General features: G+C 66.3%; 18 protein-coding genes. 11 read left to right on the top strand and 7 right to left on the bottom strand.

The features are described from left to right. Window positions 1–18: 18 nt before the first annotated feature. Window positions 19–1,197: a class C beta-lactamase gene (gene ampC, locus LK540_RS20840; protein WP_374041382.1), complete on the top strand. Its 1,179-nt coding sequence runs from the start codon at window positions 19–21 to the stop codon at window positions 1,195–1,197. After that, window positions 1,194–2,354, top strand: coding sequence for an acyltransferase (locus LK540_RS20835; RefSeq protein WP_229439240.1), 1,161 nt, complete (start codon window positions 1,194–1,196; stop codon window positions 2,352–2,354). Before ampC ends, LK540_RS20835 begins: the two co-directional genes overlap by 4 nt. 22 nt (window positions 2,355–2,376) lie before the next feature. On the opposite strand, the gene LK540_RS20830 is transcribed toward LK540_RS20835, so the two are convergent. The 7 genes from LK540_RS20830 to edd form a co-directional block, all read right to left on the bottom strand. Then, a complete protein-coding gene (locus LK540_RS20830) occupies window positions 2,377–4,059 on the bottom strand; it encodes a methyl-accepting chemotaxis protein (RefSeq protein WP_267498862.1) in 1,683 nt (560 codons plus the stop codon). 419 nt (window positions 4,060–4,478) lie between these two features. Next, window positions 4,479–5,009, bottom strand: a complete 531-nt coding sequence (locus LK540_RS20825; RefSeq protein ID WP_229439238.1) for a hypothetical protein — start codon at window positions 5,007–5,009, stop codon at window positions 4,479–4,481. 86 nt (window positions 5,010–5,095) lie between these two features. Continuing rightward, a complete protein-coding gene (locus LK540_RS20820) occupies window positions 5,096–5,665 on the bottom strand; it encodes a Rhs element Vgr protein (RefSeq protein ID WP_229439237.1) in 570 nt (189 codons plus the stop codon). Window positions 5,666–6,003: 338 nt separating this feature from the next. Continuing rightward, window positions 6,004–6,414, bottom strand: a complete 411-nt coding sequence (locus LK540_RS20815) for a hypothetical protein (protein ID WP_229439236.1) — start codon at window positions 6,412–6,414, stop codon at window positions 6,004–6,006. Window positions 6,415–6,599: 185 nt separating this feature from the next. Continuing rightward, window positions 6,600–7,679 (bottom strand): OmpA family protein, encoded by a 1,080-nt coding sequence (locus LK540_RS20810; RefSeq protein WP_229439235.1) that lies wholly within the window; start codon window positions 7,677–7,679, stop codon window positions 6,600–6,602. 202 nt (window positions 7,680–7,881) lie between these two features. Next, window positions 7,882–8,511: a bifunctional 4-hydroxy-2-oxoglutarate aldolase/2-dehydro-3-deoxy-phosphogluconate aldolase gene (gene eda, locus LK540_RS20805; protein WP_229439234.1), complete on the bottom strand. Its 630-nt coding sequence runs from the start codon at window positions 8,509–8,511 to the stop codon at window positions 7,882–7,884. Beyond that, a complete protein-coding gene (gene edd / locus LK540_RS20800) occupies window positions 8,508–10,427 on the bottom strand; it encodes a phosphogluconate dehydratase (RefSeq protein ID WP_229439233.1) in 1,920 nt (639 codons plus the stop codon). The genes eda and edd overlap by 4 nt, the downstream gene beginning before the upstream one ends. 299 nt (window positions 10,428–10,726) lie before the next feature. Between edd and pgi the strand changes: the two genes are divergently transcribed. From pgi to LK540_RS20755, 9 genes are all read left to right on the top strand, one after another. Next, window positions 10,727–12,370 carry a glucose-6-phosphate isomerase gene (pgi, locus tag LK540_RS20795; RefSeq protein ID WP_229439232.1) on the top strand — a complete coding sequence of 548 codons (1,644 nt, stop codon included), beginning with the start codon at window positions 10,727–10,729 and terminating at the stop codon, window positions 12,368–12,370. Between the two features lie 36 nt (window positions 12,371–12,406). Beyond that, window positions 12,407–13,303 carry an SMP-30/gluconolactonase/LRE family protein gene (locus tag LK540_RS20790; protein ID WP_229439231.1) on the top strand — a complete coding sequence of 299 codons (897 nt, stop codon included), beginning with the start codon at window positions 12,407–12,409 and terminating at the stop codon, window positions 13,301–13,303. A 125-nt stretch (window positions 13,304–13,428) separates the two neighbouring features. Continuing rightward, window positions 13,429–18,891, top strand: a complete 5,463-nt coding sequence (locus LK540_RS20785; RefSeq protein WP_229439230.1) for a CheR family methyltransferase — start codon at window positions 13,429–13,431, stop codon at window positions 18,889–18,891. Window positions 18,892–19,060: 169 nt separating this feature from the next. Beyond that, window positions 19,061–20,530, top strand: a complete 1,470-nt coding sequence (gene zwf, locus LK540_RS20780; protein WP_229439229.1) for a glucose-6-phosphate dehydrogenase — start codon at window positions 19,061–19,063, stop codon at window positions 20,528–20,530. A 7-nt stretch (window positions 20,531–20,537) separates the two neighbouring features. Continuing rightward, window positions 20,538–21,392, top strand: a complete 855-nt coding sequence (locus LK540_RS20775; RefSeq protein ID WP_229439228.1) for an SIS domain-containing protein — start codon at window positions 20,538–20,540, stop codon at window positions 21,390–21,392. 71 nt (window positions 21,393–21,463) lie between these two features. Then, window positions 21,464–23,020: a dienelactone hydrolase family protein gene (locus LK540_RS20770; protein WP_229439227.1), complete on the top strand. Its 1,557-nt coding sequence runs from the start codon at window positions 21,464–21,466 to the stop codon at window positions 23,018–23,020. Further along, window positions 23,017–23,346, top strand: a complete 330-nt coding sequence (locus LK540_RS20765) for a low molecular weight protein tyrosine phosphatase family protein (protein ID WP_229439226.1) — start codon at window positions 23,017–23,019, stop codon at window positions 23,344–23,346. The genes LK540_RS20770 and LK540_RS20765 overlap by 4 nt, the downstream gene beginning before the upstream one ends. Before the next feature lie 27 nt (window positions 23,347–23,373). Further along, on the top strand, window positions 23,374–23,718 hold the full coding sequence (locus LK540_RS20760; protein ID WP_229439225.1) for a hypothetical protein: 345 nt from the start codon (window positions 23,374–23,376) through the stop codon (window positions 23,716–23,718). Window positions 23,719–23,825: 107 nt separating this feature from the next. Beyond that, on the top strand, window positions 23,826–24,513 hold a 688-nt coding region (locus LK540_RS20755; RefSeq protein ID WP_229439224.1), incomplete at its 3' end, for a cache domain-containing protein.

Raw genomic sequence — 24,513 nt, 5'->3', positions numbered from 1 at the left:
CACCGCCAGAACGGAGCCATCGTGTCCATCCGCCGCCTCGCCATCGCCATTGTTTGTTCAGGCATCCTTCCCGCAGCAGCAGCAGCCACGCCGGACGCCGCCGCCATTCGCCGCATCGTCGACCGCGCCGTGCAGCCGCTGATGAAACAGCATGGCGTGCCCGGTATGGCGGTGGCCGTCACGGTCGACGGCCAGGCCCTGTTCTTCAACTACGGACTGGCCGCGACAGCGCCGGCCAGGCCAGTGAGCGAGCACACGCTGTTCGAACTGGGCTCGATCAGCAAGACCTTCACGGCCATGCTGGCCACCGATGCCGAGGCGCGCGGCAAGCTATCGCTCGACGACCATCCCGGCAAGTACCTGCCCGCCTTGCAGGGCAGCGCGCTCGACAAGGCCACGTTGCTCGACCTCGGTACCTATACCGCCGGCGGCCTGCCCCTGCAGGTGCCTGAGGAGGTGGAGGGCGAGGCGCAACTGCTGGCCTGGCTGGGCGCCTGGCAGCCGGACGCCGCGCCGGGTACGCAGCGCCGCTACTCGAACCCCAGCATCGGCCTGCTGGGAAGGATCGCCGCCACCGCGCTGCACACCGACTTCAGCGACGCACTCGAACGCGCGCTGTTTCCCAGGCTTGGCCTGCACCGCACTGCCATCCGCCTGCCGGCAGCGGCCATGCCCGACTACGCATGGGGCCACGACGACCAGGGCAAGCCGGTGCGGGTGAGTCCCGGAACCCTGGATGCGGAGAGCTATGGCGTGAAGTCGAACGCCGCCGACATGGTCCGCTACCTGCAGGCCAACATCGACCCTGCCAGCCTGGACAAAGCAACGCGCCGCGCCGTCGAAGGCATCCACATCGGCTACTACGCGGTGGGAACGATGGTACAGGGCCTCGGCTGGGAGCAGTACCGCGGCCCGCTCACCATGCAGCACCTGCTGGACGGGAACGCGGCGAGCATGATCCACGACGCCAATCCGGTGCGGAAGCTGACGCCGACGCCAGCGCCGCCCGGCACCCTGTTCAACAAGACCGGCTCCACGCGCGGCTTCGGCGCCTATGCGGCTTTCGTTCCCGAGCAGCGCATCGGTATCGTCATGCTGGCGAACAAAAACTACCCGATCCCCGCCCGCGTGGCGGCCGGCTATGCGATCCTCGACGATATCGCTTCGATCACCCGGCAGGACTCCGCTACCCGATGAACACCGGCACCCTGGCTCCGCAAGACGGCACGCGGCAGGCGGCCGCACATGCAGCGCCTGCGCGCAGCCGCAACGCCGGCATCGACTGCCTGCGCGGCCTGGCCATCCTGCTGGTGATCGTGCACCACCTCGCCCTGCCCTTCCGCCTGCCGCTCGGCCCCAGCCTGCTTGGCGAGTGGTGGCCGAAGCGCCTGGTCGACGCTGTCAGCTTCAACGGCTACGAAGCGGTGTTCGTGTTCTTCGTCATCTCCGGCTTCCTGATCACGACGCGCATCATCGACCGCGACGGCAGCCTGGAGCGCGTCGACCTGCGCCGCTTCTACGCCGCCCGCGCCAGGCGCATCCTGCCCCTGCTCGGGCTGGTCCTGGCGGTGCTGGCGGCGCTGGCCTGGCTGGGCGTGCCCGGCTTCGCGCCCGAGGGCGAACAATCGACCTTCGGCCTGCTGGCCTCGGCGCTCACCTTTACTTTCAATTTGTACGAAGGCCGCACCGGCTGGGCGCCGGCGGGCTGGGATGTCTTGTGGTCGCTGTCGATCGAAGAAGCGTTTTATCTCGGCTTCCCGCTGCTCTGCTTGTGGCTGCCGCGCCGCCTGCTGGTGGGCGTGCTGCTGCTGTGGGCGCTGGGGTTGTCGCCGCTGCGCGACCTGGTGCCGCCGCAGGACGAAGTCTGGCGCGAGAAGGCTTACCTGCCCGGCATGGCGGCGATTGCCTGGGGCGTGCTGGCGGCATTGCTGGCGCGGCGCTGGTCGCCGTCGCGAGGCCAGGCGCGGGCGATGGCCGTGTGCGGCGTGCTGTGCCTGGTGCTGGCCTTCGTGTGGAGCGACGTGGCCTGGCGCCACCTGTACAAGTCCGGCCTGTACTGGCTGTGCATCGGCGCCTGCTTGCTGCTGCTCGCCTTCCATGCGCATCCGCCGGCGCCACGGCGCGGCCTGGGCCCGCTGGCGCGCATGGGCGAGCTGAGTTACGAGCTGTATTTGTCGCACATGTTCGTGGTGCTGGCCGTGGTGGCCGGCTACCGCGCGCTGCTGGGCGAGGAGAACGCCTGGACCTTCGTCGTCTACCTGCCGGTCCTGCTGTTGTGCCGGGTGCTGGCCGGTGGGCTGGAAGCCCTGGCCGGACGCTTGGGCATGGCGGCGCCATCCGGCGCCGCGCGCTGAGCGGCCGGTCCCGGAACCGCGCTTAGAACTGCTCCCACTCGTCGGCACTGTCGGCCGCGTGCGCCAGCTTGCGGGTCGGCTTCGGTGCAGGCTGTTTGACGGCCCTGGCCGGCGCCGCCAACTGCTTCGCGGCGGCTTGCACCACGGGTTGCGCCACGGCTGGCGACGGATTCCCGGCCACCTGGAACACGCTCACCATCCCGGCCAGCTGGGCTGCCTGCTCCTGCATGGACTGCGATGCCGCCGCGGCTTCTTCGACCAGGGCGGCGTTCTGCTGGGTCACGACATCCATCTCGGCCACGGCGGTGTTGATCTGCTCGATGCCGACTTCCTGCTCGCTGCCGGCGGCGCTGATCTCGTCCATGATCTGGGTGACGCGGCGCACGCTGGCGACGATTTCCTGCATCGTCGTTCCCGCTTCGTTCACCAGCGCGCTGCCGGTGTAGACCTGTTCCACCGAATCGGTGATCAGCTGCTTGATATCCTTGGCGGCGCTGGCCGAGCGGTGCGCCAGGTTGCGCACCTCGGTGGCGACCACGGCGAAGCCGCGGCCCTGTTCGCCGGCGCGCGCCGCTTCCACGGCGGCATTGAGCGCCAGGATGTTGGTCTGGAAGGCAATGCTGTCGATGACGCCGATGATGTCGGCGATCTTGTCCGACGACTGGCTGATCGAGGCCATGGTGTCGACCACGCGCGAGACGATCTCGCCGCCCTGCACCGCGATCTGCGACGCCGAGCCGACCAGCTGGCTGGCCTGGCGCGCATTCTCCGAATTCTGGCGCACGGTCGAAGTCAGTTCCTCGAGCGAGGATGCCGTTTCTTCCAGGTTGGCGGCCTGCTGCTCGGTGCGGCTCGACAAATCGAGGTTGCCGGCGGCGATCTCGCCGCTGGCGGTGGCGATCGCGTCGCTGCCGCTGCGTACGCCGCGTACCGTGTCGGCCAGGCTGTCCTGCATCGCCGCCAGGCCGCGCATCAGTGCGCCCATCTCGTCCTTGCGGGTAGCATCGATGGTGTTGGTCAGCTTGCCGGCGGCGATGGCGTTGAAGTGGCCCAGGGCCTGCGTCAACGGCGTCATCACGGCGCGCAGCAGCAGCACGGTCGAGATCAGCGCCGCGAGCAGGCCAATCACAATGGCGGCGACCGAGAACGCCATGTTGCGGTGATAGGCCGCCTGGCTTTCCGTGTACTGCCGCGTGGCCGATTCGAGCTGGTAGGACGAGAGCTTTTCGGCGCTGTCGGTGTAGATGCGGAACAGGCGCGTGACTTCGCTCAGCATCAGGCGGTCGATCTCGGGCTGGTTCTTCTCACGCAGCGCCTTGATGGCGGCGCGGATGCCGTCCTTGACCAGGGCCTGGCGCGCGGCGTCGACCCCGTTCGCCATCGCCTGCTCGCCGTCGTCGAACGGCAAGGCGAGGTAACGCCCCCAGGCCTTGTCGCTGGCGTAGAGGAAGCCTTCGGCGCGGGTCAGGGTATCGGCGGCGTTTTCCGCATCCGGCTGGAGCGCGACGCGGTCGATCGACAGGCGCGCGCGGTCGATCTGGATCTGGGTATCCATGATGGACTTCATGGAGACCATCGAGTTTTCGTTGACGTTCTTGAGAACGGCATTGGTGTCGTTCAGGGCCAGGATGCCGGCGGTCCCGATGAAGATCATCAGGACGCTCAGCAATGCCATGGTCGCTATCAGGCGGGTTCGGATAGTCATGTCAGCAAGGTGTGGAAGATGTTCAGGAATCGTCTATCGGGATCGGATATCAAGACCGCGATGACGCAACAGTGCGTAGGTGATTCGATAACAGGCGGTGTGAATGGATTTGCGCTGCCAGGTTTGAAACAACACATCGACTGACAAGCAAGTTGAGACAAGTCTATACAGATGATTTCCGTACGGCAAAGGATTGATGCCGGGTTTACCGCGGGTTTACCGTTTAAGCGACAGTTCAATTCTTGTTTATTAACGAAGCGAATAACAAAGTGGCATCGGCATTATCTGATCGATACGCTACTTGTTTTCTTTTTATTGCAGAGCAATTCACATAAGTAAGAGATGAATTGCAGGAATCTGTGCCCAGCACACGGCCGCTTCGAATAAAAGCTTATTGGACCAACGAGCAGGCAGAGTTTTTATCGGGACTGGCCCGGCACAGTTTTTTTGCCTGGCTGGCAGTCGCCGCGCATGCCTATCGGGGAAATGCCCGTTCCAGCCGGGGCGCTCCCAGGCGCCAGGCAGAACCAGGCCAGGTAGCGCAGCGGACTGCCGGCGTTTTTCGCCTTGCGCGCATCGATCAGCACCTGATAGGCCTTGCCTGGTTCCAGCGCCGCCGCCGGCGTTTGCGGCAAGGCCTGCACCCGCCCGGCGTAGGGGATGCACATGCTGTGAGTAACGGGAAACGTACGTTCGCGCGGCATCGCCATTTTCCACATCGGCTTGCCACTGCTGTCGCTGACCGTCACTGCTTGGAAGTCCGGCGCGCCGCCGCGTTGCTCTTCACGCCTGGAAATCGTAAAGCACGGCACGCCATTCGCCCCCGCACGGACCTCAACCTCGCCGACGCGCCGCGCCGCGTGCGCCGGGAGCGCGAGCAGGACGGTCAGCAGCAGTATCGGCAACAGCTTCATGGCGTCGGAAAACAGGAGAGCAGGCAGGGATTCCAAGCCTAGGCTGTTGCCGCATGGCAGCATTGAGGAAACTCAATGCTGGATGGGTAGACAAGAAAGCCGCAACAGGCTGGACAGGGCTGTCAGGCGAAGCGGGCAATGCGGCCAGCCAGGCCGCGGTGCAGGCTGGCGCGGTCGCGCGGGTCAGCCAGGAAACCGGCCAGCACCCGCTCGTACAGCGCCAGCCCGTTGCCGTACTGGCGCTGGCGCATGGCGTCGGGCCGGCGCAGGAATTTCAGCACGAAGTAATCGGCCAGCAGGTCGCCCTGGGCCTCCATGTTGTAGTCGGCCAGCGTCGCGCCCTCGCGCAATTCGTAGCTGTACTGCAGGCCCAGGCGCACGGCGCCGCGCAGGCGCACTGGGTAGCCGAGCTGGTGCTGCCAGACGTGCACCATCTCGTGCATGAACCAGTGCTGGCCGGTGCTGTTCGCTTGAGAGTAATCGTCGAGGAAGCAGGAATGGTGGAAGTACATGCTGCCGTTGGGGGTCATGCAGCAGTTCTTTGGCTGGAAGGGCATGTAGCGCCTGCCGTGAATGCGCACGCGCCGGTAGTCGATAGCATCGCGGAACAGCAGCGTGGCCAACGCGATTTCGCCTGCGGTGAGCAGGCGCGGGCGAAGCGAACGCAGGAAACGAGAAGGGACTGCATCCATCGGCTGATTCGGCGAGAGTGAGAGGCAGTGGCAATCTTAATCGATGTTACTCGCATACCGTTTTGAACAGCCTCTTCACACGTATTACCGCGCTACTGACGCGTTTCATCGAGAGCACTGCGGTTTACCGCTATCGACCCAAAGCGGACTAAGCAACTACGAAAGCTCCGGTTAGAATCAAGATGTTCATTCCCCGCTGCCCATGCCGTGTCCATCGACCTCGGCTATTGGGTCAACGATTTGCCGTATCTCGTCCTCAAGGCTGACCGTTGCATCGAAGTGGCATCCATTCCTTGGTGTATCAGCTTGAGAAACGCTGTTCGTACCCTACTTGGGCCTTATTCAGCATCTACGTACGGAAAGACATAGACGTCACCATCCTGAATGTCGATGTTCTCGAAATCCAGTTCGGGTGCCGGATGCATGACAATGGGCATGATGACTTTGGCACAGTAATTGTCCCGATTTTCAAGTAACGCCACGTAGGCTTGGTTACTGCTGTCGGGGTAGGCAATGCATATCGCTTCGATGGATTCATCGCTTACCTGCGTTTTTGCAGAAGCTTGCATCGCGTTGAGAACTTCCGCGCGTTCATTTGCCGTATTAGCGATGCCTGCAGCGACATCAACGCTTCCATCGGCTCGAAGGAAGAGGCATAGCACCATCGCTTCGCGCGCAGCAAGTGCCTTGTTGACTCTTGCGGCAAAGTGGGCAAGGAGTTCCTGAAATTGCGATTCCGAATCTTCCATCGTCTCTCAAGTATTCATTTACGGAGCTTGGCGTCGCGAAACAGCAGGGACGCCAGTGCGATTTCGCCATCAGCCAGAGGGCACGCCCCGTTGCGCGCCCTGGCTTTTACCCATCGTCATCTGGAATCCGACGCAGGAAAGCGCCTGCCCCGGATTCCACAGCACGGCCGGCGCGCGGCGCCTGGTTAAACGCGCACGAGTTCGACGCGGCGGTTCTTCGCCTTGCCTTCTTCGGTCGTGTTGTCGGCCAGCGGCTGGTCCGGGCCCTTGCCGACGGCGCTCAGGCGCTCGGCGGCGATTTGCTTCGCAGTGATCGCCTGGACCACCGATTCGGCGCGCGCCAGCGACAGCTTGCGGTTGTGGACCGCGTCGCCGGTGGCGTCGGTATGGCCTTCGACGCGCAGCTTCAGGCTGGGCTCGCCCTGCATCAGCTTGACGATCTCGTCCACCGCCGGCTGGCTTTCCTGGCGCATGACCTGGCTATCGGTATCGAAGTTCAGGTAAAGCGCGACGTGGCCGTCCTTCTTCAGGGCGCTGGAGAGCTGGGCGGCGGGCAAGGCCTGCACCTGCTGTTGCATGGCCTTTTCTTCGACGGTCACGACGCCGACCTCGCCGCCGTCCACATACAGCGTGAACCAGATGTTCGTCTGGGGCGTGCGGATCAGCCATTGCTCGAAATTAGGCGCATCCGGGTCCGTGCTCGCATCGATATACGGCAAGTTCATTTTGCCGTACATGGCCTGGTAGCTGCCGCCATTGCGCTCGATGAATTTCTCGTTCCTCGGGTGGACGGCGTCGACCCGCGTGGCACCGAGGGATTTCAGGGCCATTTCATAGTTGCGGTGTGCAGCCAGCTCCGACCACTTCATGTCGCTCAGCGAGAATTTCCGGTGCATGACCTTGCCCTCGACCCGGCGCAGTTCCTCGCCGGCGATCACGTAGGCACGATCGAAATCGAGATCGCTGTCCACTCTCACATCGCTTGGTTTCAGCTCGGCAGGCATGGCGACATACGGGAAAGGCGGCAGTTCCTTGGTCGTCACCGGGACCGATTGCAAATCGAAAGGCTTGACCCCCGCCGTGGCGGGCGCCGCCGCAGGCGTCTCGGCTGCAGGCGCCGGAACCGCGGCAGGCGTCTCTGCCGCCTGCGTCGTAGCCGCAGGCACCTGCTTGTCCGCGTCCTGGGCGTCGTTCTGGTGGCGTTTGCAAGCGGTCAGGCTTGCGGCGATCAACAAAGGCAGGGCAAGAATCGAGAGACGCTTCATGGCGGTTCGTTCGGTATGAAAAAGTTAACAGGATCGCCAGAATAGCAGAGTTGTGGTTACATTTGGCGAGTCATAAGCTGCATGAACCGATACAAATGCCACGGCTATGCGCACCTGACAGCCCCGGCAAAAACGAAGGGGGACGGCCACAGGTGCCTGTAGCCGTCCCCCTCCCTTTCCGCCAGCGTATGGCGTAACCGGCTTACTGCTTGCGCAATGCCGCCGCCGCCTTTGCCAGCTCGGTAATCCGATCCCAGTCGCCGCTGGTCAGCGCATCCTTCGGCGTCAGCCAGGAGCCGCCCACGCAGGCCACGTTCTTGCAGGCCAGGAAAGCTGGGGCGGTGTCGATCGAGATGCCGCCGGTCGGGCAGAAGGTCACGTCCGGCAGCGGGCCGCCGATCGCATTGAGCATGCCGACGCCGCCTGCCGGCACGGCCGGGAACAGCTTCAGCTGCCTGAAACCGGCTTCGCGCGCCGCCATCACTTCCGACGGCGTCATCACGCCCGGCAGCAGCGGCAGGCCGCTCTTTTTCGCCGCTTCGATCAGCATTGGCGTCAGGCCGGGCGAGACGCCGAACACGGCGCCGGCATCGCGCGCGGCGGCGAATTCGTCCGGCTGGGTCAGGGTGCCGACGCCGACGATGGCGCCTTCGACCTGCGCCATGTCGCGGATCGCCTGCAGGCCGTGCGCGGTGCGCAGGGTCACTTCCAGCACGCGGATGCCGCCGGCCACCAGGGCCTTGGCGAGGGGTACGGCGTGCGCCGGGTCGTCGATGGCGATCACGGGGATCACGCTCGCCGAGCGCATGATGTCAAGTACGGTCATGGTCATTTCTGCGTCCTAAAGAGAAAGTCTTCGTCGGAACCGGGCACGACTTCGTTGGCATCGACGCCTTCATGCAGCGGTACGGTGGTGGGAATCGGCGACGGCAGCGGGAAGGTGGCCGCGCCCTCTTCCGCCGGGCTCGAATGGCCGCGGAACATGGCGAACAGCTCGCGGCCCATGCCGATGTGGCTCTTCGACAGGTCTGCCGTTGCCATGGTGCGCGCGGCCCAGGCGTCGTCCGGCACCAGGGCTTCGAGCGTACCGTTGGTGGCGTCGACGCGGATGATGTCGCCGTTGCGCACCAGGCCGAGCGGGCCGCCGGCCAGGATTTCCGGCGACACGTGGATCGCCGCCGGCACCTTGCCCGAGGCGCCGGACATGCGGCCGTCGGTCACCATCGCCACCTTGAAGCCGGCGTCCTGCAGGTTCGACAGCGCCGGGGTCAGGGCGTGCAGTTCCGGCATGCCGTTGGCGCGCGGGCCCTGGAAACGGATCACGGCGACGAAGTCGCGGTTCAGCTTGCCGTCCTTGTAGGCCTGCATGAACTCTTCCTGCGAGTCGAAGGTGAGCGCCGGCGCTTCCACCACGTGATATTCCTGCTTCACGGCCGAGACCTTCATCACAGCGCGGCCCAGGTTACCCTGTACCAGCACCATGCCGCCATTGCTGGCGAAGGGGTTCGAGGCCGGGCGCAGCACGCTTTCGTCGCCGCTCTGCTGTGGCAGGTCGCGCCAGACCACCTTGCCGTCTTCGCCCAGGAAAGGCTCCTTGCAGTGATTGCGCAGGCCGCGGCCGAGGATGGTGTTGACGTCCTCGTGGGCCAGGCCGGCGTCGAGCAGTTCGCGGATCACGAAGCCCGGGCCACCCGCGGCCTGGAAGTGGTTCACGTCGGCTTCGCCGTTCGGGTAGATCCTGGTCAGCGACGGCACCACCTTCGACAGCTCGTCGAAGTCGTTCCAGTCGATCACGATGCCGGCCGCGCGCGCGATTGCCACCAGGTGCAGGGTGTGGTTGGTCGAGCCGCCGGTGGCATGCAGGGCGACAATGGCGTTCACGATGCTCTTCTCGTCGACGATGTGCCCGATCGGCATGTAGCTGCCGCCCTGCTGCGAGATCGCCACCGCCTGGTGCGATGCCGCGGCGGTGAGTGCGTCGCGCAGCGGCGTGCCCGGCGTGATGAAGGCGGCGCCCGGCAGGTGCAGGCCCATCATTTCCATCAGCATCTGGTTGCTGTTGGCGGTGCCGTAGAAGGTACAGGTGCCGGCGCCGTGGTAGGACGCCGATTCGCCTTCCAGCAGTTCCTCGCGCGTGGCTTCGCCCTTGGCGTAGCGCTGGCGGATCGCCGCCTTTTCCTTGTTCGAGATACCGGTGGTCATCGGGCCGCCCGGCACGAACACGCCCGGGATATGGCCGAAGTGCAGCGCGCCGATCAACAGGCCCGGCACGATCTTGTCGCAGATGCCGAGGTAGAGGGCGGCGTCGAACATGTTGTGCGACAGCGCGACGGCGGTGGCCATGGCGATGGTGTCACGCGAGAACAGCGACAGTTCCATGCCCGGCTGGCCTTGCGTAACGCCGTCGCACATGGCCGGCACGCCGCCCGCGAACTGGGCCACGGCGCCGACGTCGCGCACGGCTTCCTTGATCACCTTCGGGAAGTATTCGAAGGGCTGGTGGGCCGACAGCATGTCGTTGTACGACGAGACGATGGCCACCGACGGCTTCTTCTGCTCGCGCAGCTTCAGCTTGTCGTTGGCGGGGAAAGCGGCAAAGCCGTGGGCCAGGTTGGTGCACGACAGCGCCCCGCGCTGCACGCCCTGGACACGTGCGGCCTCGAGATGCGCCAGGTAGGCCGCACGCGAGGCGCGGCTGCGCTTGATGATCCGGTTCGTTACCTGTTCAACTACAGGGTGCAGCGCCATAATCGTTCCTTCGAAAATTTGACTCTGAAATTTTACTACAGAATTGGGTTGGGGGTATCGGGTGGGGTTGGGCTTGCGGCTGCTCGGCGGTCCCATACCGCGTGGACACAGGTGTCCACCCTACGAAACCCGGATGCTCCTGTTGTCTGCCGTGGTAGGGTGGACTCCCGAGTCCACGCGGTACAACATTGGCATATCGAGCAACGACCGCGAGTCCGGACTCATCCATTGTGTAGTGAATTTACGAACGATTCCTGTATTATTCGATAACCTGTCCAAAACACTATCACGCGCGAGCCATGCCCCAGCCTTCCTTGACCAGCACCGCCAGCTTCCAGGCCCTTGAAACCCACGCCGTCGAGGCCGAAGACTGGCAGATGCGCCAGTTGTTCGCGGCCGATCCGCAGCGCTTCGAGCGCCTCTCGCTGGATGCCGCAGGCCTGTTCCTAGACTATTCAAAAAACCGGCTGGACGGGCGCACGCTTGAACTGCTGGCAAGCCTGGCGCGCGAGCGCGGCGTCGAGCAGCTGCGCGACGCCATGTTCGCCGGCGCCAGGATCAACAACACCGAGAACCGCTCCGTCCTGCACACCGCCCTGCGCGCCCCGCGCGAGGCGCAGCTGAACGTCGACGGCCAGGACGTGACCGCCGACGTGCACGCCGTACTGGCGCGCATCAAGACGTTTACCGATGCCGTGCGCAGCGGCGCCTGGGTCGGCCATAGCGGCAAACCAATCACCGACATCGTCAACATCGGCATCGGCGGCTCCGATCTCGGCCCGAAGATGGTCTGCCTGGCCCTGCGCCAGTACAGCCACCCGCGCCTGACCCTGCACTTCGTCTCGAACGTCGACGGCCACGACATGGACGCGGCCCTGGAAAAGGTCGATCCCGAAACCACCCTCTTCATCATCGCCTCGAAGACCTTCACCACGGCCGAGACCATGATGAACGCGCAGACCGCGCGCAAGTGGTTCCTGGCCCATGCGCCTGAAGAAGCGCTGGCAAAACACTTCGTTGCCGTCTCGACCAACGTCGAAGCGATCAAGACCTTCGGCATCGACCCCGACAACATGTTCCCGTTCTGGGACTGGGTCGGCGGCCGTTATTCGGTGTGGTCGGCGATCGGCCTGCCGGTGGCCCTGGCCGTCGGCTACGGCTACTTCGCCGACTTCCTGGCCGGCGCCCACGAGATGGACACGCACTTCCGCACGGCGCCGATCGAGCAGAACATGCCGATCATCCTGGCCCTGGTCGGCTTCTGGAACCGCCAGTTCCTGGGCGCGACCTCGGTCACCATCGCCCCTTACCACCAGGACCTGAACCGCTTCCCGGCCTACCTGCAGCAGCTCGACATGGAAAGCAACGGCAAGCGCGTGACGCGCGACGGCGAGCCGGTCGATACGCCGACCTGCCCGGCGATCTGGGGCGAGCCGGGCACGAATGGCCAACACGCCTACTTCCAGCTGCTGCACCAGGGCACCGACCTGACGCCGATCGACTTCATTGCCGCCCTGCGCCCGGCTCACGAGCTGCACAACCACCACACCGCCCTGCTGGCGAACTGCTTCGCCCAGTCCGAAGCCTTCATGAAGGGCAAGACGCTGGACGAAGTGCGCCAGGACCTGCAGGGCCAGGGCCTGTCGCTGAGCGAAGTCGAGCGCCTGGCGCCGCACAAGACCTTCCCCGGCAACCGCCCGAGCAATACCATCCTGATGGAATACCTGACCCCGGCCACGCTGGGCGCCCTGGTGGCCCTGTACGAGCACAAGACCTTTGTACAAGGCGCGATCTGGGACCTGAACAGCTTCGACCAGTGGGGCGTGGAGCTGGGCAAGGTGCTGGCCAAGAAGATCGAGGCCGAACTGGCGGGCGACGCGCAGCCGGCACAGCATGACAGTTCCACCAACGGCCTGATCGCGCGCGCAAAGGCCGCCGTTTAATCAGCAAAAGCACGAGTAAACACGCGGAAAACCACCATGAAGAATGTGAAGATCGAAGTCGTCCACGACGAAGCGATGCAGGTCGGCGAATGCCCGCTGTGGCACGACGTCGAATCGGCTCTGTACTGGGTCGACATCAACGGACTCACCGTGAACCGCGTGCACCCGGCCAGCGGCAAGTTCACGTCCTGGAAGATGGGCTCGGAGCCGTCGGCGATTGCCGCCGACGCCGACAACAACCTGGTGGTGGCCACCCGTAAAGGCTTCGTGCGCCTGAACACCACCAGCGGCGAGATGGAAGACATCTGCCCGGCCCCGTACGACACGAAGCAGGTACGCTTCAACGACGGCCGCGTCGACCCGATGGGCCGCTTCTGGGTCGGCACCATGTACGAGCCGCGCGACAAGCCGGCCGCCGAGATGTACGTGTTCGAACGCGACCAACTCCGCCTGGCCTGGTCGGGCGGCATGACGAATTCGAACGGCCTGGCCTGGAGCCTGGACGGGCGCTGCATGTTCCATGCCGATACCACCAGCCACCGCATCGACCTGTACGACTTCGACGCCGAGGCGGGCCAGGCGACGCTGAACCGCAACCTGGTCACCTTCGCCGCCGACAAGAACTCGGCCGACTACGGCGGCCGTCCGGACGGCGCCGCCGTAGACAGCGAAGGCAATTACTGGATCGCGATGTTCGAAGGCGCACGTTTGCTGAAGCTGTCGCCCACCGGCGAACTGCTGCGCGAAGTGCAGCTGCCGCTGCGTTGCCCGACGGCGCTGGCCTTTGGCGGCACGGATCTGCGCACCTTGTACGTGACCAGCGCCAGCCACGGCCGCTCGAACGCCGAGAAGGAGCAGTATCCGCTGACCGGCAAGGTGCTGGCGCTGCGCGTGGACGTGCCGGGACTGGTGCAGCCCGAGTACGTGCGCTGAACACCGCCCGCAGGCGCGCCACCGCCTGTGCGCCTTACCCCGCGCGCGATTGAAATAGTGTCTGAATTACCACGGCGCCTGGCTTACACTCGAAGCTTCACGAGGATGTCGGACCGGGCGTTTCCATGGACGAGCAGCAGCATATACGCGAACCTTTGCCGGCGGCGGACGGCGCTGCCGGCTTTCCCGTCGTGGGCATCGGCGCTTCCGCCGGCGGTTTGCCGGCGCTGATCGCCCTGCTGGAAAACCTGCCCGCCGCCCCGGGCATGGCCTTCGTGATCGTGCTGCACCTGTCGCCCGACCATCCGAGTTCGGCCGCGCGCCTGCTGCAGCGCGCCACGCAGCTGCCCGTGATCCAGGTCAGCGAGCGCACGCGGCTCTTGCCCGACCACGTGTACGTCATCTCCCCCGGGCATGGCCTGACCATGAAGGACGGCCATCTGCTGGCCGGCGAGCGGCGTCCCCTGCCCGGCATCCCGATGACCATCAACATCTTCTTCCGCACCCTGGCCGTCGCCCACGGCGAGGGGGCCATCGGCATCGTTTTATCGGGCATGGGGTCCGACGGCGTGGCGGGCCTGGCCTGCATCAAGGAGCATGGCGGCGTGACGCTGGCGCAGGCGCCGGGCGAGGCCGAGGAAAGCGGCATGCCGCAGGCGGCGGTGGATGCCGGCGCGGCCGATTTCGTGCTGCCGGCGGCGCAGATGCCGGCCAGGCTGGTCGACGTGCGCAACGCCATGCGCATGATGCGCCAACAGCAGCAAGAGCGCCGCGGCGCCACGCCGGCCGAGCCGCCGCGCGCTGCGGACGGGTTGCCGCGCGCGGGCCTGGACGCGATCCTGTCGCTGCTGTGGTCGCGTACCGGGCACGACTTCCGCCATTACAAGCAGGCGACCATCCTGCGCCGCCTCGAGCGCAGGATGCAGATCCACGGCGCGCCCGACATGGCGGCCTACCTCCTGCTGCTGCAGCGCGACCACGGCGAAATCCAGGCGCTGCTGCAGGATCTCCTGATCGGCGTCACCAGTTTCTTTCGCGACCGCGACGCCTTTGCGGCGCTAGGAGAAGCCCTGCTGCCGCGCCTGGGCGCAGCGGAAAAGAACGGCGGCCAGTTCCGCGCCTGGGTGGCGGCCTGCTCCACCGGCGAAGAAGCGTATTCGCTTGCCATGCTGCTGGCCGAACCGGGCGGCGCCCCGGCGGCGACGTCCCACGTGCAGATCTTCGCCACCGATACCGACGAACGCGCGATCGTGCTGGCGCGCGCCGGACGCTATCCGCAGGGCATTGCCGCCGACATGGCGCCCGGCCTGCTGGCGCGCTGGTTCACTTCCGAAGACGGCGGCTACAAGGTGCGCAAGGTGCTGCGCGACCGCATCCTGTTCGCCCACCACGACCTGCTGCACGACCCGGCCTTCTCCAGGCTCGACCTGATCACCTGCCGGAATGTGCTGATCTACCTGAACCGCGACCTGCACCGCCACGTGCTGGAGATGTTCCACAGCGCCCTGAATCCCGGCGGCTACCTGTTCCTGGGCGAAGCCGAATCCGCCGACTGCGCGCCCGACCTGTTCGCACCCGTCAGCGCGCGCCACCGGCTGTACCAGGCCATCGCGCTCGACAACGCGGCGCGGCGCCTGTCGATGAGTACCGCCGACACCGAGGCCAGGCGCCAGCGCCTGTTCTTGGCCGGCGCCACGGCGCCCGCGCCCGAGCCGCGCCCGTCCTCGTTCGCCGCCATCCACGAGCAGGCGCTGCTGCGCCTCGCGCCCCCGAGCGTGCTGCTGAATGCGGAAGGCGACGTCGTGCACGCCACCGAAAGCGCGGCCGCCTTCCTGCGCCACGGCGGCGGCGAACTGAGTACCAGGATCCTGGCCCTGGTGCTGCCCGAACTGCGCACGCCGCTGCGCACCCTGCTGCTGCAGGTGCAGGAGACCGGCATGCCGGCGCGTTCCGGCCCCTTGCAGTACGTGTTGCAGGAGCGCGCACGCAGCACCAGGATCGCGGTCAGCCCGGCGCCGCAGGCCGGCGCCGGCGCGGCGACGCTGGTCGCCTTTGAAGAAACGGACGCCCTGGGCGTGGCGCCGCCGCCCGGCCGCGGCGCGGCGCCGGAGGCCGATGGAGACGAACTCGCCTGCCTGCGGCGCACCCTGCGGCAGACCATCGACCAGGCGGAACTGTCCACGTCCAGGCTAGTCGCCGCCAACGATACGCTGCGCGAGACCGTCAAGGCGATGCGCGCGACCATCGACGAACTCGAGATCGGCCACGAGGAACTGCAGTCGCGCAACGAAGAGCTGCACACCGTGAACGCCGAGCTGCGCATGCGGGTGGACGAAACCGCCAAGGCCAACGACGACCTGCGCAACCTGATCGCCTCGACCGACATCGCCACCCTCTTCCTCGACCGCGAGCTGCGCATCCAGCGCTACACGCCGCGCGCGACCCGCATCTTCAACCTGATCCCTGCCGATGCCGGACGGCCGCTGGCGCACATCACCAACCGGCTCGACCATCCGCGCCTGCTGGACGACGCCGCCGCGGTGGTCGCAACCCTGGAACCGAGCGAACGCGAGCTGCGCAGCAGCGACGGCCGCGACTACATCCTGCGCATGCACCCCTACCGCACCGCCTACGACCGCGTCGAGGGCGTGGTGCTGACCTTCTTCGACATCAGCCAGCGCCGCCTGGCCGAGGACGCGCTGCGCGAGAGCGAGGAGCGCTTCCGCGCCTTTGTCACGGCCAGCTCGGACATGCTGTACAAGATGAGCCCCGACTGGAGCGAGATGCGCACCCTACAGGGCAAGAACATCCTCGCCGATACCGACGACCCCACCTGCAGCTGGATCGAGAAATACATCCCCGAGGACGCGCGCCCCGAAGTGCTGGCCACCATCGGCCGGGCAATCGCCAACAAATCCACCTTCGAGCTCGAGCACCGCGTCTTCCGCGCCGACGGCGAGATCGCCTGGACCTTCTCGCGCGCGATTCCAATGCTGGGCGAGGATGGCAAGATCGTCGAGTGGTTCGGCGCCGGCAGCGACATCACCGAGCGCAAGCGCGGCGAGGAAGCGCTGCGCGCCAGCGAAGTGCGGCTCGCGGCCGAGCTGTCGGGCGCGCGCCTGCTGCAGCGCCTGAGCACCAGCCTGATCCCCGGGCAAAGGCCGGAGGCGCTGTACGACGCCATCCTCGACGCCGCGCTCTCGCTGGCGCAGGCCGACGCCGCGACCATCCAGCTGCTCGACCCGGGGGGCGGGCGGCTGCGCCTGATCGCCGCGCGCAACATCCATCCGCAGTCCGCGGCGTTCTGGCACGAGGTCGATACCGGCCACGCCACCGCATGCGGGCGTTCGGTCGCCGAGCGCCGCCGCGCCGTGGTCGAGGATACCGACACCGACCCCGCCATGGCCGGCACTGCCGACCTGGAAGAACTGCGCCGCTCGGGCATCCGCGCGATCCAGTCGACGCCGCTGAGCGCGCGCTCGGGCCGCCTGATCGGCCTGATCTCGACCCACTGGCGCCAGCCGCGCCGCTTCAGCGACGACGACTTCACCCTGTTCGACGTGCTGGCGCGCCAGCTGGCCGACCTGATCGAACGCACCCAGGCCGAGGACGCCCTGCGCGAGCACGAAGCGCGCCACCGGGCCGACCTGGAACGCCAGGTGCAGGAGCGCACCGCCGAACTGAAGCAGAGCCACGACCTGCTGCAGGCCACCATGGACGCCTCGACCGACATGATCCAGGTGTTCGAGGCGGTGCGCGGCGAGACCGGCGAGATCGTCGATTTCATGTGGGCGCTGAACAACTACACGTCCGAGACGCGCTTCGGCAAGGTCGAAGGCGAGAGCCTGCTGGAGAGGAATCCCGGCGTCGTGGAGACCGGCATCTTCGACGCCTTCCGCCAGGTCGCCGAAACCGGCGAGCCGATCAGCGCCGAACGCCACTACGTCCACGAACAGTTCGACGGCTGGTTCCTGCAGACCGTCGTCAAGCTGGGCGACGGCGTGGCCACCACCACCAAGGACATCTCGGCCTGGAAGGCGGCGCAGGAAGAAGTGCAGCGCCTGCGCGACGAAATGGCGCAAACCCGGCTGCGCGAAAGCGAAGCCAAGTACCGCGAGCTCATCGATTTCATTCCCGCGGCCGTGTATGCCTGCCAGGCCGACGGCCGCCTGGTCTACTACAACGCACGCGCCGCCGCCCTGTGGGGACGGGAGCCGCAGGACGGCGATCCGGCCTGGTCCCTGCTCGGCAGCGCGCCCGGCCAGGAGGGGGCCGAGGACGCAGCCTCGCCGCTGGCCACGGTGCTGGCCAGCGGCGAACCGGTGGTGAACCGGGAAATGCGCATCGAGCGCCCCGACGGTTCGCGCATCGACATCCTGGTCAACATCACGGCCCTGCGCAACGCGTCCGGAGGGATCGACGGCGCCATCAACATTTTCCAGGACATCAGCGAACGCAAGCGGGCCGAGGAAGCCCTGCGCACCGCCGACCGCCGCAAGGACGAATTCCTGGCGACCCTGGCGCACGAGCTGCGCAACCCGCTGGCGCCGATCAGCAATGCGCTGCAGTTCGTGCGCCACCCGGAAGGCAGACGCAATCTCGACGCCCTGCTCGACATGGTGGCGCGCCAGGTCAGGCAGATGGTGCGCCTGGTCGACGATTTGATGGAAGTGACCCGCATCAGCCGCGGCAAGGTCGAACTGCGCTGCGCGCCGGTGGCGCTGGCCGAGGTATTGCACTGTGCGCTCGAGACCAGCGCGCCGTCGTTCGAGCAGAAAGGCCAGTATCTGGGGGTGGCGCTGGGCGACGAGGCGCTGGTGCTCGACGCCGACAAGGTGCGCCTGACCCAGGTGTTTTCCAACCTGCTGAACAACGCCTCGAAGTACACCGGCCACGGCGGGCAGATCTGGCTGCGCGCCTCGCGGGACGGGCGCGAGGCCGTGGTGTCGGTGCGCGACACCGGCATGGGCATCGCGCCGGACCAGCTGCCGCTGATCTTCCAGATGTTCTCGCAGCCGCATGGGCGCGCCGGCCATACCGACAGCGGCCTCGGGATCGGGCTGGCCATGGTGCGCAGCCTGGTGCAGCTGCATGGCGGCAGGGTCGAGGCGCGCAGCGGCGGCAGCGGGCAAGGCAGCGAATTCCTGGTGCGCCTGCCGCTGTGCGAGCGCGCAAACGGGCCGGCCGGCGGCGAGGACCTCGATACCGGCGCGTCGCTGGACGGCCTGCGCATCCTGGTCGTGGACGACAACCGCGACGCCGCCGATTCGCTGTGCCAGCTGCTGGCCGCGCGCGGCGCGCACACCGGCGCCTGCTACGACGGTGCGGCGGCGCTGGCGCAGCTCGGCGCGTCCGCCCTGCTGCCGCAGGCGGTCGTGCTCGACATCGGCATGCCGGGAATGGATGGATGCGAAGTGGCAGAGCGCATCCGCGCCGATGCGCGCCTGGCGGGCGTCCGGCTGGTGGCCCTGAGCGGCTGGGGACAGCGCGCCGACCGCGAACGCTCGCAGGCCTGCGGCTTCGACCACCATCTCACCAAGCCGGCCGAATTGCCGGCCCTGGTGCGCATCCTGAGGCAGGACGAGTAAGGCCCGCATCGCTGCCTACCCGCGCCGGCTAGCGGCGCGCGCTCCAGGCTGCGCCTATGGCACCATAGGCCAGCAATGCACTTTGCGTAGTAGAATTTCTTGCAAAGAGCATATTCATGTAGTAAATTTACATGAACCTTATCTTCACTCATTTGTCCTCGATACCACCATGGCCCTTTCCGATTTCGACCTCGTTTTCTTTGGCGGCAGCGGCGACCTTGCGATGCGCAAGCTCCTGCCCGCGATGTATGCGCGCGACGTCGCCAGCGATTTGCCCGACACGGCGCGCATCATCTGCGTCGGCAAGGACGACAGTTCGCAGGAAGCCTTCCTGAACATGGTCGAGACCAACTCCAAGCCGCACATCAAGGAAACCGTGGTCGAGGACAAGTGGCAGCGCTTCCTGCAGCGCATCACCTACGTCGCGCTCGACGCCACCCAGGCCGACAGCTACGGCCCGCTGGTCGACGCCCTGCGCGACGACGAGGCGATCACCCGCGTCTACTACCTGGCCACGCCACCAAGTTTGTTTGCGCGCATCTGCGACAACCTGGCCGAGACGGGCCTGGCCACGCCGCATTCGCGCGTGGTGCTGGAAAAGCCGCTCGGCCGCGACCTGGCCTCGGCCAAGCAGATCAACCTGGATGTCGGCAAGGTCTTCGCCGAATCGCAGATCTACCGCATCGACCACTACCTCGGCAAGGAAACTGTGCAGAACTTGCTGGCCCTGCGCTTCGGTAACGTGCTGTTCGAGCCGCTCTGGCGCCGTGAATGGATCTCGGACGTGCAGATCACCATCGCCGAGAAGATCGGCGTCGGCAACCGCCTCGGCTACTACGACAACTCGGGCGCGCTGCGCGACATGCTGCAGAACCACCTGCTGCAGCTGCTGTGCATCGTGGCGATGGAGCCGCCGACCTCGATTGCACCGGACGCCGTGCGCGACGCCAAGCTGCAGGTGCTGCGCTCGCTGAAGCGTTTTACCCCGACCACGCTCTCCCAGAACATCGTGCGCGGCCAGTACCGCGGCGGCTACGTCGACGGCCAGGCCGTGCCGAGCTACCGCGACGAGCCGGATGCGCCGAAAAGCTCGAAGACCGAGACCTTTGTCGCCATGAAGGCCGAAGTGGACACCTGGCGCTGGGCCGGCGTGCCCTTCTACCTGCGCACGGGCAAACGCATGGCCGATCGCCTCGCCGAGATCGTGGTGCGCTTCAAGCAGATTCCGCATTCGATCTTCAACCAGCCGACGTCGAGCTTCCAGCCGAACAGCCTGGTGATCCGCCTGCAGCCGGACGAAGGCCTGTCGCTGAATTTGATGGCCAAGACGCCGGGCGATTCGATGCGCCTGAAGCAGGCCGAGCTCGAACTCGACTTCCGCGAGCAGTTCAAGGCGCCGCGCATGGAAGCCTACGAACGCCTGCTGCTCGACGTGCTGCGCGGCCAGCTGACCCTGTTCATGCGCGGCGACGAACTCGAAGCGGCCTGGGAATGGGTCGAACCGATCCTGGAACACTGGGAGCAGGACGACAGCGCACCGGTGCCGTATGCATCGGGCACCTGGGGCCCGGCGGCATCGAGCGCCCTGATCGGCCGCGACGGCCTGCAGTGGCGCGAAGAAGCGCTGCCTGAGGATTGAACCAGCCATGCTGCTCGATTCGATCCGCACCCAGCTCGACTCGCTCTCGAAGTCCGAGCGCAAGGTAGCGCTGGCGGTGCTGGAAGCACCCAGCGCCACCGTCAGCCAGAACATCACGGCCCTGGCGAAAAATGCGCAGGTGTCCGAGCCGACCGTGGTGCGCTTCTGCCGCACCCTCGGCTACGACGGCTGGCACGAGTTCAAGCTGAAACTGGCGCAGGGCCTGGCGCTGGCCCTGCCCGCCGCCAACGAGCAGCCGGCCCAGGACGATCTGGCGGCCGACCTGGTCAATAAAATCTGCAGCCGCTCGATCAACACCCTGCTCGATTTGCGCAACAACCTGAATGCCGAATCGGTCCAGAAAGCGCTCGACATCCTGTCGCGTGCGAACAAGATCGAGTTCTACGGCCAGGGCACCTCGGGCTTCGTCGCAGCCGACGCCCAGCACAAATTCTTCCGCTCGGGCGTGCCGACGGTCTGCTACACCGACCCGGCGATCCACTCGATTGCGGCGGCCCTGCTGCGCGAAGGCGACTGCGTGGTGGCGATCTCCCAGCGCGGCAACAACCCCTCGCTGACGCGCTCGGCCAAGCTGGCGCGCCGCGGTGGCGCCGACGTGATCGTGCTGGCGCCGTCGGGCACGCCGCTGGCCGACATGGCGACCGTGCTGATCCCGATCGACCTGGTCTTCAACATCGACCCCTACACGCCGATCTCGGCGCGCCTGGCCTATCTGGTCGTGATCGACGTGCTGGCCGTGGGCCTGGCGCTGCAGCGCGGACCGGAGTTCCGGCGCAAGATGCAGAATGCGCAAAAGGCGCTGCAGGAGTTCGATATGCAGTTCGATTCCTTCATCGGCTGAAGCAGAGCGCAAGCCGGCACAATCTAGACAAACTGGTCTACAATGCGAAGCTCCACCACACGGAGCTTCGCATGCGCGTATTTGCCACGTCCCTTGCCGTTGTCCTGTTCTTCTTCACAGCGGGTGCCAGCCAGGCTGCCGCCGTCTTCGATTTCCCGAATCCTCCCGGCCCCTACAAGGTCGGCCTGCAGGTCGTGCACCAGTACGACGAAGCACGCGCCTGGCGCGGCGAGATCGACCCGGTGTCCGGCCAGCGTAACGAGGGAGAGACGGCGCGGCCGGTGCAGACCCTGGTCTGGTATCCCGCCACCGGCTCGGGCAAGCCGCTGGTCTATGGCGACTACCTGCGCCTGATCGGCAGCGAAGACGATTTCACGCGCAGCGCGCAAGCGGCGCAAAAGGTAGCGGACAGTGTTGTCCGCCGTGGCTACCTGTCCGAGTCCGGCCCGGTGCAGGGCCAGGCGGCGCTGGCCGGCGCAATGCGTGCCCGGCTGGACGCCGCCGCTGCGAAAGGCCGCTTTCCGGTCGTGATCTATGCGCCCAGCATCAGTGCGCCGGCCATGGAGAACGCCGACCTCTGCGAATACCTGGCCAGCCACGGCTACATCGTGCTCGCCAGCCCCAGCATCGGCACGCGTGCACGCGAGATGGCAAGCGACCTCGAAGGCGCCGAAACCCAGGCCGCCGACATCGCCTTCCTGATCCGCCATGCCCACGGCTTGCCGAATGCCGACGTCAAGCGCCTGGCGGTGGCCGGCTACAGCTGGGGCGGACTGGCCAACGTACTGGCCGCGGCCAAGGACCGGCGCATCAAGGCGCTGGTCGGTCTCGACGGCTCGGTGCGCGCCTACCCGGAATTGCTCGCCGAGGCGAAGTACGTCACGCCGCTCACCATCCGCGTGCCGATGCTGTACGTTGCAGGGCGCCCGGCGTCGATCGAGCAACTCGCCGCGCGCAAGAAGGCGGTCTCGGGCTTCCTCGACGACATCAGGTACGCGGACCTGTACAAGCTGACCATGCATCCGATGGAGCACTTCGCCTTTTCGTCGACCTACCTGCGCTTTGCTTCCGACGGGATGTTCAACCAGTATCCGCGCGCCGAGGTCAATCGTGCCCACGGCTGGACCGCCGAGTACGTGCTGCGCTTCCTCGACGCCTACCTGAAGCGAGACGCCGCTGCCAAGGCCTGGCTGGACGCGCCGCCGTCCAGCCACGGCATGCCCACCCATGCCGTCACCATGGAAGCGCGGCCTGCGGCAGCGGCGCCGGCGGGCCGCGAGGAACTGGCGGCGGAACTGGCGCGGCACGGTTTCGAGCATGTCCACACCGCCTACGCCGCCATGCGCACACGCGACAAGACCTTTTCACTGCGCGAGGGTGAGCTGAACGACTGGGGTTATCAACTGTTGAACCGCGGCGAGCCGCAACAGGCCATCCATATTTTCAAGCTGGCCACTTTCCTGTACGCTGACAGCGCCAATGCCTACGACAGCCTGGCCGACGCCTGTGAACAGGCCGGAGACACGGCGGCAGCCATCGAGAACTACCGCCGCTCCTTGCAGCTCGACCCGGGCAACAAGAATGCCGAAGCACGCCTGGGCGTGCTCGACCCACACAGGAAAACATGACCCGAGCGCTATTCATCTGCACCCAGAACCGCCTGCGCAGCCCGACCGCCGAGCAGGTGTTCGCCACCTGGCCCGGCGTCGAGACCGACTCGGCGGGCGTGGGCAACGACGCCGACGTGCCCCTCTCGCCGGAACAGCTGGCCTGGGCCGAGATCGTCTTCGTGATGGAAAAGGCGCACCGCAACCGCCTGTCCGCAAAGTTCCGGCGCCACCTGAACGGCAAGCGCATCGTCTGCCTCGACATTCCCGACGACTACGCGTACATGCAGCCCGAGCTGGTGCGGCTGCTGGAAAAGAAAGTGGCGCCCTTCCTGCGCCGCGCCTGAAACGGTTGAAAACGACGATCTTCCATCATGAATCCGCGCACCGTCCATCAGCACATGAAAGCATTCCCGAGCGTGGATGGACACCTGCGCACCTGGATCAACCTGATGGAGCGTGACGGCAGCGTGCGCCAGGAAGCGCTTGCGGCACTCATTGCCGAACACATCGGCGCAAGCGAGCTGCTGGTTTGGGCCGGCCGCAAGACCGGCGGCTTGTTCCCGCGCGAGCAAGCCCTGGCCTTTATCTGCGAACATCTCGGCAAAGGCGAGATGCGCATCGCCGACAAGGGCTTTACCGGATTCGTCGTGGTCGCATCGAATGGCGTGGCAACCGGATGGTCGCAGACCGCTCGCTGCATAACCAGGTTGGACTGATCGACAAGAACGGGCGAAAAACGGCAACTGGATTTGCGCCGGGCATTCCACCACGCAATGAGGCCGCGCATTTCACCTTATAATGCCTTTTTGCCACAAGGCCAACCATGCAGTCGACTCCCGGTTTCACCCTTTCGCTGCGCCGGCTGCTCATCCTCCTGAGTGCGATCGGGCTGTTGCCGCTCGCCCTGCTCGGCCTGTGGTCGCTGGACATGGCCGACCAGTACCAGCAGCGCGAACAGGAGCGCGCGATGCTCGACCAGGCGCGCGCCCTGTCGAGCGCGGTGGACGCGGAACTCGACGGCGCCATCGCCACCCTGGCCAGCATGGCGCGCACGCCGGCCATGGATACCGGCGACCTGCGCGCCTATTACGAAGCCGCACGCGCCCAGGCGGCGGCCCAGCCGGAATGGCTGGCCGTGATCCTGACCGACGCCGACGGCAAGGTCCTGTTCCGTACCACGAATCCCTTTGGCGCACCGGGCGGACGCGTGGCCGACCCCGAGAGCCTGAAGCAGCTGCTGGCCGTGCAAAGGCCGCTGGTCGGCCGCGTCACCCACGGTCCGCGCGGGCGCGCCGCCTTCCCGGTGCGCGTGCCGATCCGCGACCAGGCCGGGCGCCTGTACGCCCTCACCGCCGTGATCCAGCCCGACCGCATCCTGCGCGTCATCGAGCGCCAGCAAGCGCCGGCCGGATCGGTCATCGGCGTGTTCGACGCCACCGGCGCGGTGGTGGCGCGTTCGCTGAACCAGGCAGCCACCGTCACCCGCCCGCCCAGCCCTTCGCTGGCCAGGC

This window comes from Massilia sp. IC2-278 (genome assembly GCF_020708045.1).
Classification (GTDB): Bacteria; Pseudomonadota; Gammaproteobacteria; order Burkholderiales; family Burkholderiaceae_D; genus Telluria.
Note: the sequence above shows the minus strand (reverse complement) of the source record. Positions and strands in the feature narration are given on the sequence as shown.

Coding starts and splice junctions, on each gene's coding strand:
- eda (WP_229439234.1), bottom strand. CDS start 8,511: ATGACCATGACCGTACTTGACATCATGCGCTCGGCGAGCGTGATCCCC.
- LK540_RS20790 (WP_229439231.1), top strand. CDS start 12,407: ATGAAGAATGTGAAGATCGAAGTCGTCCACGACGAAGCGATGCAGGTC.
- edd (WP_229439233.1), bottom strand. CDS start 10,427: ATGGCGCTGCACCCTGTAGTTGAACAGGTAACGAACCGGATCATCAAG.
- LK540_RS20835 (WP_229439240.1), top strand. CDS start 1,194: ATGAACACCGGCACCCTGGCTCCGCAAGACGGCACGCGGCAGGCGGCC.
- LK540_RS20810 (WP_229439235.1), bottom strand. CDS start 7,679: ATGAAGCGTCTCTCGATTCTTGCCCTGCCTTTGTTGATCGCCGCAAGC.
- LK540_RS20830 (WP_267498862.1), bottom strand. CDS start 4,059: ATGACTATCCGAACCCGCCTGATAGCGACCATGGCATTGCTGAGCGTC.
- zwf (WP_229439229.1), top strand. CDS start 19,061: ATGGCCCTTTCCGATTTCGACCTCGTTTTCTTTGGCGGCAGCGGCGAC.
- LK540_RS20785 (WP_229439230.1), top strand. CDS start 13,429: ATGGACGAGCAGCAGCATATACGCGAACCTTTGCCGGCGGCGGACGGC.
- LK540_RS20770 (WP_229439227.1), top strand. CDS start 21,464: ATGCGCGTATTTGCCACGTCCCTTGCCGTTGTCCTGTTCTTCTTCACA.
- LK540_RS20820 (WP_229439237.1), bottom strand. CDS start 5,665: ATGGATGCAGTCCCTTCTCGTTTCCTGCGTTCGCTTCGCCCGCGCCTG.
- pgi (WP_229439232.1), top strand. CDS start 10,727: ATGCCCCAGCCTTCCTTGACCAGCACCGCCAGCTTCCAGGCCCTTGAA.
- LK540_RS20815 (WP_229439236.1), bottom strand. CDS start 6,414: ATGGAAGATTCGGAATCGCAATTTCAGGAACTCCTTGCCCACTTTGCC.
- LK540_RS20775 (WP_229439228.1), top strand. CDS start 20,538: ATGCTGCTCGATTCGATCCGCACCCAGCTCGACTCGCTCTCGAAGTCC.
- LK540_RS20765 (WP_229439226.1), top strand. CDS start 23,017: ATGACCCGAGCGCTATTCATCTGCACCCAGAACCGCCTGCGCAGCCCG.
- LK540_RS20760 (WP_229439225.1), top strand. CDS start 23,374: ATGAATCCGCGCACCGTCCATCAGCACATGAAAGCATTCCCGAGCGTG.